The organism is Streptomyces curacoi, from assembly GCF_001513975.1.
Lineage (GTDB): Bacteria > Actinomycetota > Actinomycetes > Streptomycetales > Streptomycetaceae > Streptomyces > Streptomyces curacoi.
Genome location: NZ_KQ947998.1, coordinates 1 through 12,542 on the forward strand (window position 1 = coordinate 1; position 12,542 = coordinate 12,542).

Consider the following 12,542-nt stretch of genomic DNA (forward strand, 5'->3'; position numbering starts at 1 on the left):
AGTCCTCTCGCACACAGCGTCCTCGCTGTGTTTTTTCAAAGGAACCTCGTCCCAGCAGATGCTGGAGACGGGGTATCAACATATCTGGCGTTGATTTTTGGCACGCTGTTGAGTTCTCAAGGAACGGTCGCTTCCTTTGTACTCACCCTCGCGGGCTTTCCTCCGGGCGCTTCCCTTCGATCTTGCGTTTCCGACTCTATCAGATCTTTTCTCGATCCGATTTCCTCGGTGCTTTCCAGGTTCCCGCTCTCGCGTTTCCCTTTCCGGCGGCTCCGACTTTATCAGAGATTCTGAGTCGGAATTCCCGCCCCCTGCGGGGACTGGTTCCGGCGCACGAGGTGGCCGGGTTCCCGATCGGGCGGAGCCGTAAACGTACTGGAGCGGGGCGCCCCGATGCAAATCGAGGCGCCCCGCTCCAGGTTCACTCGGCCGAACGTCCGACGGACCGTCAGACTTCCACCACCACAGGCAGGATCATCGGCCTGCGGCGGTACGTGTCGGAGACCCACTTGCCCAACGTCCGTCGCACCAGCTGCTGCATCTGGTGCGGTTCGACCACACCGTCCTGGGCCGAACGCTCCAACACCTCCGTGATCTTCGGGATGACCTCCCCGAAGACGGAGTCCTCGATGCCGGAGCCGCGGGCTTGGATGTGCGGGCCGCCCGTGATCTTGCCGGTCGACGAGTCGATGACCACGAAGACCGAGATGATGCCCTCGTCGCCGAGGATCTTGCGGTCCTTCAGCGCCGGCTCGCCCACGTCGCCGACCGAGAGGCCGTCGACGTACACATAGCCCGCCTGGACCTTGCCGGAGATCTTGGCCTTGCCCTCGATGAGGTCGACTGCCACGCCGTCCTCGGCGATGACGATCCGGTCGTGGGGCACGCCGGTCAGGGCGCCCAGTTCGGCGTTGGCGCGCAGATGGCGCCATTCGCCGTGCACCGGCATCAGGTTCTTCGGGCGGCAGATGTTGTAGAAGTACAGGAGCTCGCCCGCGGACGCGTGGCCGGAGACGTGCACCTTGGCGTTGCCCTTGTGGACGACGTTCGCGCCCCAGCGGGTCAGGCCGTTGATGACGCGGTACACCGCGTTCTCGTTGCCGGGGATCAGGGAGGACGCCAGGATCACGGTGTCGCCTTCGACGATCCGGATCTGGTGGTCCCGGTTCGCCATCCTCGACAGCGCGGCCATCGGCTCGCCCTGCGAGCCCGTGCAGACCAGCACGACCTCGTTGTCCGGCAGGTCGTCCAGGGTCTTGACGTCGACGACCAACCCCGGCGGGACCTTCAGGTAGCCCAGGTCTCTCGCGATGCCCATGTTCCGCACCATGGAGCGGCCGACGAAGGCCACCCGGCGGCCGTACTCGTGCGCGGCGTCCAGGATCTGCTGGATGCGGTGGACGTGGCTGGCGAAGCTCGCCACGATGACGCGCTTGCGGGCGCCGGCGAAGACCTGGCGCAGGACGTTGGAGATGTCGCGCTCGTGCGGGGTGAAGCCCGGGACCTCCGCGTTCGTGGAGTCCGACAGGAGGAGGTCGATGCCCTCCTCGCTCAGGCGTGCGAACGCGTGCAGGTCGGTCAGACGGTTGTCCAGCGGGAGCTGGTCCATCTTGAAGTCGCCCGTGTGCACCACCATGCCGGCGGGCGTGCGGATCGCCACGGCCAGGGCGTCCGGGATGGAGTGGTTGACCGCGACGAACTCGCAGTCGAAGGGACCGATGCGCTCGCGGTTCCCCTCCACCACCTCCAGCGTGTACGGGCGGATGCGATGTTCCTGGAGCTTGGCCTCGATGAGGGCGAGGGTCAGCTTGGAGCCGATCAGCGGGATGTCCGGCTTCTCGCGGAGGAGGAAGGGGACGCCGCCGATGTGGTCCTCGTGGCCGTGGGTGAGGACGATGCCCTCGATGTCGTCGAGGCGGTCCCGGACGGACGAGAAGTCCGGCAGGATCAGGTCGATTCCGGGCTGCTCCTCCTCTGGGAAGAGCACTCCGCAGTCGACGATCAACAGGCGGCCGCCGTACTCGAAGACCGTCATGTTCCGGCCGATTTCGCCGAGGCCGCCGAGCGGGGTGACCCGCAGGCCACCTTCGGGGAGCGGCGGGGGCGCGCTGAGTTCAGGATGCGGATGACTCAAAAGACTCTCCTCACCACACGCGCCACGTACCGGTAGGGCACGTGGCGCGCATGACGTTCGTGCAGAAGCAGTTGTCGTTGTGGGGTGCAGGCACCGGTGGCCTGCTTATTCAGTTGTGAAGTCAGGTGCGCGCCCGGGCGCGCGAAGTCTGGTGCTAGAGCTGTACCCCGCCTGCGGCAAGATCGATCTTGAGCTGCTCGATCTCCTCGGGCGAACACTCGACCATGGGCGCGCGCAGCGGTCCGGCGGGCAGGCCCTGGAGGGCGAGTGCGGCCTTCGTCGTCATGACGCCCTGGGTGCGGAACATGCCCGTGTAGACCGGGAGCAGCTTCTGGTGGATCTCCGTGGCCTTCTGGACGTCACCGGAGACGTACGCGTCGACGAGGGCGCGCAGGTCGGGGGTGACCACATGGCCGACGACCGAGACGAAGCCGACCGCGCCCACGGAGAGCAGCGGCAGGTTCAGCATGTCGTCGCCGGAGTACCAGGCGAGGCCCGAGCGGGCGATGGCCCAGCTGGCGCGGCCGAGGTCGCCCTTGGCGTCCTTGTTGGCGACGATCCGCGGGTGCTCGGCGAGGCGGACGATCGTCTCGGTGTTGATCGGGACGCCGCTGCGGCCGGGGATGTCGTAGAGCATCACCGGCAGCTCGGTGGCGTCGGCGATGGCCTTGAAGTGCCGGTACAGGCCCTCCTGCGGGGGCTTGTTGTAGTACGGCGTGACGACCAGGAGGCCGTGTGCGCCCAGCCGCTCTGCCGTGCGGGCGAGCTCCAGGCTGTGGTGGGTGTCGTTGGTGCCGACGCCGGCCACCACGTGGGCGCGGTCGCCGACGGCCTCCAGTACCGCTCGTACGAGGTCCGATTTCTCCGCGTCGCTGGTGGTGGGCGACTCGCCGGTGGTGCCGTTGATGATCAGGCCGTCGTTGCCTGCGTCCACCAGGTGCGTGGAGAGCCGCTGCGCGCCGTCGAGATCAAGTGCGCCGTCCGCCGTGAAAGGCGTGACCATGGCGGTGAGGACCCGCCCGAAGGGGGTCTGCGGAGTGGAGGTCGGAGCCATGGGTTACACGCTACTCGTTGCGCTCGGCCTGGTCTGCCCTCGGGGGGTGCGGGAAAGTCAGGACAAATGTGGAGCCCGGCACTGCCTGCTCGGGGGTTCAAGCAGTGCCGGGTCCGTTTGATCAGGCTAGATGAACTTCTCTAAATGCCGCAATACGGACACTTCATGAGGCTGACGCCCGCGGCCGTGCCCGGCTGGAGAACGGGGGTGCGCTACGGCGCCACACGACCGTTCGCGTTGAAGGCGGCGTACGTCAGCGGCATGAGCCTGGCCCACTCCGCCTCCATCTTCTCGCCGACCATCTCGATCTCGCGCTGCGGGAAGGACGGGACCTTGGCCTGCTCGTGCTGGGTGCGCAGGCCGAGGAAGTGCATCAGGGAGCGGGCGTTGCAGGTGGCGTACATCGAGGAGAACAGGCCGACCGGGAGGACCGAGCGGGCGACCTCGCGGGCGACGCCGGCGGCGAGCATCTCCTGGTAGGCCTCGTACGACTGCCGGTAGGAGTCCTCCATGACGCGGCCGACCAGCTCCTGCTGGGCCTGGGTGCCCTCCACGAAGACGTACTTGCCCGGGCGGCCCTCCTGGACCAGCTTGCGGGACTCGTCGGGGACGTAGAAGACGGGCTGGAGCTCGCGGTAGCGGCCGCTCTCCTCGTTGTACGACCAGCCCACGCGGTGCCGCATGAACTCGCGGAAGACGAAGATCGGGGCGCTGATGAAGAAGGTCATCGAGTTGTGCTCGAAGGGGCTGCCGTGCCGGTCCCGCATCAGGTAGTTGATCAGGCCCTTGGAGCGCTCCGGGTCCTTCTTCAGCTCGTCCAGGGACTGCTCGCCGGCGGTGGAGACGCGGGCGGCCCACAGCACGTCGGAGTCGGCCGCGCTGTGCTTGACCAGCTCGACGGTGACATCGCTGCGGAAGCTGGGCTTGAGGTCGTCGGCGGGGGTGTCGGTCACGGCTCGGGGGGTCCTTCCATCACTTCTGGGGCGGCGCCCACTCTACGGCCCGGCACTGACACCGGGGCGTTCGGTGCCGGGTCACGACATACGTCGGCGAACTTCGGCGAACTTCGGCGAATTTCTGTGAATTCGGCGAAACCGGGCACCTTTTGGGGCACTGGCTCGTCTGTGTCAGTGACGTCACTCATACGACCCCGAGAGGAGAAGACGCCCCGATGCTCCGTCGGCGCGAACCCGTCCCGTTCGCCTTCCTCGCCGAAGCCGACAGGTTCCGCAGCAATGTCACTCCCCCGCCCCGCGAGCGGGCGTCCGCCGGTCAGATAGCCGGACGCTGGCTGCTGGGGCTCACCATCGTCGCCGGGCTGGTGGGCTCACTGGTGCTCGGCATGCCGGCACTGTCCACCGACACCGCCTCGCGGACTCAGCAGTCACAGGCCTCCCAGGGGCGCTGACAGCGGCGCCGGCTGTCGCCCGCTGCCGGAATGGCGCGGGAGCACCCCCATGGGCCCCCAGGAGTGGTGAGCAGGGACACCGGTCGATAACCTCACCGGCACAGCCCACGCATGGATCGAGTGAGGACCAGCCGTGCCCCTGCCCTTCCTGACGGCCGACCGCGCATTCGAGACAGCCGACGACGTCGCGCTGCCCTTCGAGGACCGCGACCGCTGGCGGCGTCCCTACCGTCCCGGGCCGTGCCGGGTGGGCGTGGCGGCACTGTGGCTGCTGCTCGCCTCGTATGTGCTGTTCGCGGCGGTCATCATCGCCCTGACCGGCACGGTGACCGAGGCCGCCGTCGTCTTCGGCGTCGCGCTGCTCGTCATCGCCGGCGCCCTGCGACTGCTGCGCGTGGGCGTGTGGGTGAGCGCGCGCGGGCTGCGCCAGGTGAGCTTCCTCGTCACGCGTACGGTGCCCTGGGAGCAGGTCGTCGTGGTGCGGACGGTGCAGCAGCCGGTGCGCTGGCTGGGGCTGCCGCGCACGGTGCAGGGGCAGGCGCTGATGCTCGTACGGCGGGATCGTGCGGCGGATGACATGCCGACGCTGATGACCACCCACAACGCGGACTTCCTGGCGCGGCTGGAGGCGTTCGACCGGGCCACCGACGCGGTCGAGGCGTGGGCCGCGGAGAACGCGCGCGGCTGAGCTCAATGGGGTGGGGCCCGGTCCGCGTGCGCGGGCCGGGCCCCACCCCATTGAGCGGGAAAAAAACTCAGTGAGAGGTGTCGTGCAAGGCGATGGCCCGCTGCATCGCCCTGCGGGCGCGTGGGGTGTCCCGGGCGTCGTGGTAGGCGATGGCGAGGCGGAACCAGCTGCGCCAGTCGTCGGGCGCCGCCTCCGTCTCGGCCTTGCGCCGGGCGAAGACCTCGTCCGCCGAGTCGCGGTCGATACGGCCGCTGGGGGTGCGCTTCAGCTCGTCGACGGGCAGACCGCCCTCGGCGTCGAGTTCGGCGGCGAGGGCGTTGGCCCTGCGGACGAACTGGGTGTTCTTCCACAGGAACCACACGCCGATCACCGGCAGGATCAGCACCGCCACGCCGAAGGTGACGGTGAGGACCGTGCCTGACTGGATGAGCATCACGCCACGGCTGCCGACCAGGACGAAGTAGACGACCAGGACGGCGGCCGTTATGGCGTAGGAGATCTTCGCGCGCATCTGATGAGCCTCGTGTCAGCCCAGGTCCAGGAAGTGCTCCAGGCCGAAGGTCAGGCCCGGAGTGGTCACCACGCGGCGCGCGCCGAGCAGGATGCCCGGCATGAAGCTGCTGTGGTGGAGGGAGTCGTGGCGGATGGTCAGCGTCTCGCCCTCGCCGCCGAGCAGGACCTCCTGGTGGGCCAGCAGGCCGCGCAGGCGGATGGCGTGCACCGGGATCCCGTCGACGCTGGCGCCGCGCGCGCCGTCGAGGGCCGTCTCCGTGGCGTCCGGCGCGGGGGCCGAGCCGGCCTTCGCGCGGGCCTCGGCGATGAGCTGGGCGGTGCGCGTCGCGGTACCGCTCGGGGCGTCCACCTTCTTCGGGTGGTGCAGTTCGACCACCTCGACCGACTCGAAGTACGGCGCGGCGATCTGCGCGAACTTCATCGTCAGGACAGCCCCGATGGAGAAGTTCGGCGCGATGAGCACACCGGTCTGCGGGGACTCGGCCAGCCAGCCCGTCAGCTGCGCGAGGCGCTCGTCGGTCCAGCCCGTCGTACCGACGACGGCGTGGATGCCGTGCCGTACGCAGAAGTCGAGGTTGTCCATCACCGAGGCCGGCGTGGTCAGTTCGACGGCGACCTGGGCGCCCGTCTCCGTGAGCGTCTCCAGCTTGTCGCCCCGGCTCAGGGCGGCCACCAGCTCCATGTCCTCGGCGGCCTCGACCGCCCGTACCGCCTCGGAGCCGATGCGGCCCCGGGCACCGAGGACCGCCACGCGCAGCTTGCTCATCTCTCTTGCTTCCTTACGTCGGATGTTCCGAACGGTGTTCCGCGGACGGACGGACTAGGCGACGGCGTCGTGCAGCCGGGACGCCTGTTTGTCCTTCAGCGGGCCGATGACCGACAGCGAGGGCCGCTGTCCGAGGACGTCGCGGGCGACCGAGCGGACGTCGTCCGGGGTCACCGCCGCTATCCGGGTCAGCATCTCGTCGACGGACATCTGCTCGCCCCAGCACAGCTCGCTCTTGCCGATGCGGTTCATGAGCGCGCCGGTGTCCTCCAGGCCGAGGACCGTGGAGCCGCGGAGCTGGCCGATGGCACGGTCGATCTCGTCCTCGGGCAGGCCGTGCTCGGCGACGCGGTCGAGTTCGTCGCGGCAGATCTTCAGCACGTCGTGGACCTGTGAGGGCCGGCAGCCCGCGTACACGCCGAACAGGCCGCAGTCGGCGAAGCCGGAGGTGTACGAGTAGACGCTGTAGGCCAGGCCGCGCTTCTCGCGGACCTCCTGGAAGAGGCGGGAGGACATGCCGCCGCCCAGGGCGGTGTTGAGGACGCCGAGGGCCCAGCGGCGCTCGTCCGTGCGGGAGAGGCCGGGCATGCCGAGGACGACATGGGCCTGCTCGGTCTTGCGGCCGATGAGCTCGACACGGCCCGCGGTGCGGATGGTGCGCCGGCCCTCGCGCGGGCCGATGGGGGTGGCGTCCGGGTTCTTGAGGGCGCCGGCCTTCTCGAAGGCGGCGCGGACCTGTCGTACGACCTTGTTGTGGTCGATGTTGCCGGCGCACGCGACCACGAGGTGGGTCGGGTCGTAGTGCTTCCGGTAGAAGCGGCGGATGCGGTCGGCGGTGAGGGCGTTGACCGTGTCGACGGTGCCCAGGACCGGGCGGCCGAGGGGGTTGTCGCCGAACATGGTGTGTGCGAACAGGTCGTGCACACAGTCGCCGGGGTCGTCCTCGGTCATGGCGATCTCTTCGAGGATCGCGCCGCGCTCGACGTCGACGTCCTCTTCGAGGATGAGGGAGCCCGTCAGCATGTCGCAGACGACGTCGATGGCGAGCGGCAGGTCGGCGTCGAGCACGCGCGCGTAGTAGCACGTGTACTCCTTCGCCGTGAAGGCGTTCATCTCGCCGCCGACGGCGTCGACGGCGGAGGAGATGTCCAGGGCGCTGCGGCGCGTGGTGCCCTTGAAGAGCAGGTGCTCCAGGTAGTGCGTGGCGCCGTTCAGGGCGGGGGTCTCGTCGCGGGAGCCGACGTGCGCCCAGATGCCGAAGGTGGCGGAGCGTACGGACGGCAGGGTCTCGGTGACGACGCGCAGGCCACCGGGGAGGGTGGTCTTGCGGACGGTGCCGATGCCGTTGGTGCCCTTGATGAGGGTTTGGGTACGGGCGACGGCCCGCGCCTCCGAGGAGGTGCGGGCCGTCGCCGTGGAGCTACTCGACGTCACTTGTCGGTGTCGTCCTTCTTGTCGTCCTCGGAGCCCGCGGCGGAGTCGCTGCTGGACTCGGCCTCGCCCTCGATCACGGGGACGAGGGAGAGCTTGCCGCGGGAGTCGATCTCGGCGATCTCGACCTGGACCTTCTGGCCCACGCCGAGCACGTCCTCGACGTTCTCCACGCGCTTGCCGCCGGCGAGCTTGCGGATCTGCGAGATGTGCAGCAGACCGTCCTTGCCGGGGAGCAGGGAGACGAACGCGCCGAAGGTGGTCGTCTTCACGACCGTGCCCAGGTAGCGCTCGCCGACCTCGGGCATCGTCGGGTTGGCGATGCCGTTGATCGTGGCGCGGGCGGCCTCGGCGGACGGGCCGTCGGCGGCGCCGATGTAGATGGTGCCGTCGTCCTCGATGGTGATCTCGGCGCCCGTGTCCTCCTGGATCTGGTTGATCATCTTGCCCTTGGGGCCGATGACCTCACCGATCTTGTCGACCGGGATCTTCACGGTGATGATCCGCGGCGCGTTCGGGGACATCTCGTCGGGCCGGTCGATGGCCTCCATCATCACGTCGAGGATGTGGAGACGGGCGTCCCGGGCCTGCTTGAGAGCGGCGGCCAGGACGGAGGCCGGGATGCCGTCCAGCTTGGTGTCGAGCTGGAGGGCGGTCACGAACTCCTTCGTGCCGGCGACCTTGAAGTCCATGTCGCCGAAGGCGTCCTCCGCACCGAGGATGTCGGTGAGGGTGACGTAGTGCGTCTCGCCCTCGATCTCCTGGGAGATCAGGCCCATGGCGATACCGGCGACCGGGGCCTTCAGCGGCACACCGGCGTTCAGCAGCGACATGGTGGAGGCGCAGACCGAGCCCATGGACGTCGAGCCGTTGGAGCTCAGCGCCTCGGAGACCTGGCGGATCGCGTAGGGGAACTCCTCGCGGGTCGGCAGGACCGGGACCAGGGCGCGCTCGGCGAGGGCGCCGTGGCCGATCTCGCGGCGCTTCGGGGAGCCGACGCGGCCGGTCTCGCCGGTGGAGTACGGCGGGAAGTTGTAGTTGTGCATGTAGCGCTTGCGGGTCACCGGGGAGAGGGTGTCCAGCTGCTGCTCCATACGGAGCATGTTGAGGGTGGTGACGCCCAGGATCTGGGTCTCGCCACGCTCGAACACGGCGGAGCCGTGGACCCGCGGGATGGCCTCGACCTCGGCGGCCAGGGTGCGGATGTCGGTGACACCGCGGCCGTCGATGCGCTTCTTCTCCTTGATCACGCGCTCGCGGACCAGCTGCTTGGTGAGCGAGCGGTACGCGGCGGAGATCTCCTTCTCGCGGCCTTCGAACTCCGGCAGGAGCTTCTCGGCGGCGAGCGCCTTGACGCGGTCCAGCTCGGCCTCGCGCTCCTGCTTGCCGCCGATGGTGAGCGCCTGGGCCAGCTCGGGCTTGACGGCGGCGGTGAGCGCCTCGAAGACGTCGTCCTGGTAGTCCAGGAAGATCGGGAACTCGCCGGTCGGCTTGGCGGCCTTCGAGGCGAGGTCGGCCTGGGCTTTGCACAGGACCTTGATGAAGGGCTTCGCGGCCTCCAGACCGGCGGCGACGACCTCCTCGGTGGGCGCCTCGGCGCCGCCCTCGACCAGCTTGATGGTCTTCTCGGTGGCCTCGGCCTCGACCATCATGATCGCGACGTCGCCGTCCTCCAGGGTGCGGCCCGCGACGACCATGTCGAAGACGGCGTCCTCGAGCTCGGTGTGCGTCGGGAAGGCCACCCACTGGCCGCGGATCAGCGCGACGCGGACGCCGCCGATCGGGCCGGAGAAGGGCAGACCGGCCAGCTGCGTGGACGCGGACGCGGCGTTGATCGCGACGACGTCGTACAGGTGGTCGGGGTTGAGCGCCATGATCGTGGCGACGACCTGGATCTCGTTGCGCAGGCCCTTCTTGAAGGACGGGCGCAGCGGGCGGTCGATCAGCCGGCAGGTGAGGATCGCGTCCTCGGAGGGACGGCCCTCACGGCGGAAGAAGCTGCCGGGGATCTTGCCGGCGGCGTACATCCGCTCCTCGACGTCCACCGTCAGCGGGAAGAAGTCGAGCTGGTCCTTGGGCTGCTTGGAGGCGGTGGTGGCCGACAGCACCATGGTGTCGTCGTCCAGGTAGGCCACGGCGGAACCGGCGGCCTGCTTGGCCAGGCGGCCCGTCTCGAAGCGGATGGTGCGGGTGCCGAAGGCGCCGTTGTCGATGACGGCCTCGGCGTAGTGGGTCTCGTTCTCCACTAGCGTTTTCTCCTCGTCTTCGTCCCGTCGCTGCCCGTGTGGCAGGGGGACGGTTGCGGAGAAGCGCTCCGTGCGGTGCGGGCCGGTCTTCGATCGAAGCACCCGGGGCTCGCTTTCCCCCGGGGGCCACTACCGAGGACCGGCGGCGGCGAGGTGCGCTTCTCCTCGTTCGTTGTCGTGCTGACGCAGTACCCACGGTGAGTCCGCGTCATCACGCCGTGTCGTACGTATTGCGTTGTGCTACCACACTACAAAGCGGCGGTGACACTCCGCACGTTTCCGCACGTACAGCAAAGGGAGCGGTCCCCAGCTCTCGGGCTCGGGAACCGCTCCCTTCACGGCGTCTTACTTGGCGCCCGCCGCACCGCGGCGGATGCCGAGGCGGTCGACCAGCGCACGGAAGCGCTGGATGTCCTTCTTGGCGAGGTACTGCAGCAGACGGCGGCGCTGACCGACCAGGATCAGCAGACCACGGCGGGAGTGGTGGTCGTGCTTGTGGGTCTTGAGGTGCTCGGTCAGGTCGGAGATCCGACGGGACAGCAGAGCGACCTGGACCTCGGGGGAGCCGGTGTCACCCTCCTTGGTACCGAACTCGGCGATGATCTGCTTCTTCGTAGCGGCGTCGAGCGACACGCGTACTCCTCGTGAGTCTTTTCTTGCCACCGAGTGCCCCTGGTCTTCTTCTCAGGGGAGCTTCCGTAACTCGGGAGGCGGGGATCCGCTGGGCGCTGCCCCCAGGTGGACCGGGGGCGCGTACACAAACGGCCGTCACACAGCGTACCAGCACACGAGCACGCTCCTGACGGGCGGCCCGTCGGCCGGTCCCGGCCGGTCAGACGCCGCCGCGGACCCTGCCGTAGACGTCGAGGACGGCCAGGCAGATCGGGACCAAGGACAGCAGCACCAGCGAGTCGGCGAGGTCCAGCATCCGGCCCCAGAAGGGGGACAGCCCCTTCTGCGGCACGATCAGGGCGATCGCGATCAGCAGCAGCACACCCGCGCCGACCGAGGAGCCGAGCCACAGGGTCCGTACGTTGACCGGGCCGGTGTTGCCCTGGATGAGCTCCATGATGATGTCGGTCGGCGGCGAGATCGCGAGGCCGAGGACCAGCAGGCCCAGCGTGACGACGCCGGCCACGAACAGGCAGGTGACCTGGGCGGTGTAGCGGAACAGGCGGGCCCGCAGCATCGCGGCGAGGCCGGTGCACAGGGCGAGCAGCTGGGCCCAGCCGCTGTCGCTGAAGCCGAGCACCGCGCCGCCGGCGCCGATGATCACGGCGGCGCAACCGCCGACCAGGCCGAGCAGCAGTTCGTGGCCCCGGCTGGTCTGGGCGACGATGCGCTGGACGTCGACGGCCTCGGCGTCGCCCTCCCGGCCCTCGCGGCGGGCCCTGGCCAGGTCCTCCGGGTTGCGGAAGCCGATCGGCAGCTTGGCGAAGCGGGCCGACCAGCCGGGCAGGAAGCCGACGACCGCGAGTGCGACGACCGCGGTGCCGGCGGCGATCTCGCGCGGCTGTGCCTCGGTGAGCACCCCGCAGAACACGGCGAGCGTGCCCAGCGCGGCGGCCAGCGCGGCGGCCACGAACGGGGCGTCGCCCTGCGGCAGCAGCATGATCAGCACGATGGAGACGAGCAGTACGGCGACACAGCCGACGAGGAACTGGATCCTGCCGGGGCCTTCACCGGCGTCCTGGGGGATGGCGCCGGAGCCCGCGATGAGGGCGTGCGGCAGCGCCGAGATGCCGAGCGCGACGGCGGAGCCGCGGTCGTCGTACACCCGGGCGCGTACGCCGGCGAGGGCCGTCAGGGCGAGCGCGGTCACTCCGGCGAGGACGCCCTGGAGGCCGTGCATGTCGTGGCGTACCGGGTCGGCGAACCAGAAGACGAAGCCGAGCATGATCAGCAGCAGCGCGCCGGCGACGAGGCCGGCCACCCGCATGAGGTTGTCGTTCCAGCTGCGGTTGTCCTGCTTGACCGCGGCGGCGATCGCGTCCACCACGTCGTCGTGCACGGCCGGCGGCAGGGAGTCGGCGAAGGTGCGCAGCAGCAGCACCTCGCCGTCCCTCACCCGGTGTTCGAGCAACGAGCGGCTCGCGTCGAGCACTTGGCCCTCACGGGTCACGAGGTGGTAGCCGGAGGGGCTGGCGTCCGACTGGACCATGCCCGAGAGTCTGACGATCTCGGGAAATAGGTCCTGGATCGGCAGGTCCTCCGGCAGCGCGACATCGACACGGCTGTCCGGTGCTGCGATGGTGATTCGGCAGAAACCTGTCGAAGTCCCCGTGCTCACCTGGTGTTCCCC

General features: G+C 69.2%; 11 protein-coding genes. 2 read left to right on the top strand and 9 right to left on the bottom strand.

Annotated elements, in window-relative coordinates; genetic code table 11:
* Window positions 1–448: 448 nt before the first annotated feature.
* The 3 genes from AQI70_RS34995 to thyX form a co-directional block, all read right to left on the bottom strand.
* On the bottom strand, window positions 449–2,134 hold the full coding sequence (locus AQI70_RS34995; RefSeq protein WP_062156472.1) for a ribonuclease J: 1,686 nt from the start codon (window positions 2,132–2,134) through the stop codon (window positions 449–451).
* Between the two features lie 154 nt (window positions 2,135–2,288).
* A complete protein-coding gene (dapA, locus tag AQI70_RS35000) occupies window positions 2,289–3,188 on the bottom strand; it encodes a 4-hydroxy-tetrahydrodipicolinate synthase (RefSeq protein WP_062156473.1) in 900 nt (299 codons plus the stop codon).
* A 212-nt stretch (window positions 3,189–3,400) separates the two neighbouring features.
* Window positions 3,401–4,141 (bottom strand): FAD-dependent thymidylate synthase, encoded by a 741-nt coding sequence (thyX, locus tag AQI70_RS35005; protein WP_062156474.1) that lies wholly within the window; start codon window positions 4,139–4,141, stop codon window positions 3,401–3,403.
* Between the two features lie 218 nt (window positions 4,142–4,359).
* On the opposite strand from thyX, the gene AQI70_RS35010 reads away from it, so the two are divergent.
* Both AQI70_RS35010 and AQI70_RS35015 read left to right on the top strand, forming a co-directional pair.
* Complete coding sequence (locus tag AQI70_RS35010) at window positions 4,360–4,596, top strand: hypothetical protein (protein ID WP_062156475.1); 237 nt, start codon at window positions 4,360–4,362, stop codon at window positions 4,594–4,596.
* A 133-nt stretch (window positions 4,597–4,729) separates the two neighbouring features.
* Entirely contained in the window at window positions 4,730–5,284 is a 555-nt protein-coding gene (locus tag AQI70_RS35015) for a hypothetical protein (RefSeq protein ID WP_062156476.1), read from the top strand.
* Between the two features lie 67 nt (window positions 5,285–5,351).
* Here the strand turns inward: AQI70_RS35015 and AQI70_RS35020 are convergent, their stop codons facing one another.
* The 6 genes from AQI70_RS35020 to eccD form a co-directional block, all read right to left on the bottom strand.
* Window positions 5,352–5,795: a tetratricopeptide repeat protein gene (locus AQI70_RS35020; protein WP_062156477.1), complete on the bottom strand. Its 444-nt coding sequence runs from the start codon at window positions 5,793–5,795 to the stop codon at window positions 5,352–5,354.
* Between the two features lie 15 nt (window positions 5,796–5,810).
* Window positions 5,811–6,563, bottom strand: a complete 753-nt coding sequence (gene dapB / locus AQI70_RS35025) for a 4-hydroxy-tetrahydrodipicolinate reductase (RefSeq protein WP_062156478.1) — start codon at window positions 6,561–6,563, stop codon at window positions 5,811–5,813.
* 54 nt (window positions 6,564–6,617) lie between these two features.
* Window positions 6,618–7,997, bottom strand: coding sequence for a M16 family metallopeptidase (locus tag AQI70_RS35030; protein ID WP_062156479.1), 1,380 nt, complete (start codon window positions 7,995–7,997; stop codon window positions 6,618–6,620).
* Window positions 7,994–10,240 carry a polyribonucleotide nucleotidyltransferase gene (locus AQI70_RS35035; RefSeq protein ID WP_062156480.1) on the bottom strand — a complete coding sequence of 749 codons (2,247 nt, stop codon included), beginning with the start codon at window positions 10,238–10,240 and terminating at the stop codon, window positions 7,994–7,996. Before AQI70_RS35035 ends, AQI70_RS35030 begins: the two co-directional genes overlap by 4 nt.
* Window positions 10,241–10,585: 345 nt before the next feature.
* Window positions 10,586–10,873: a 30S ribosomal protein S15 gene (gene rpsO / locus AQI70_RS35040; protein ID WP_003997419.1), complete on the bottom strand. Its 288-nt coding sequence runs from the start codon at window positions 10,871–10,873 to the stop codon at window positions 10,586–10,588.
* Window positions 10,874–11,072: 199 nt separating this feature from the next.
* A complete protein-coding gene (gene eccD, locus AQI70_RS35045) occupies window positions 11,073–12,530 on the bottom strand; it encodes a type VII secretion integral membrane protein EccD (protein ID WP_079051607.1) in 1,458 nt (485 codons plus the stop codon).
* Window positions 12,531–12,542 lie beyond the last annotated feature (12 nt).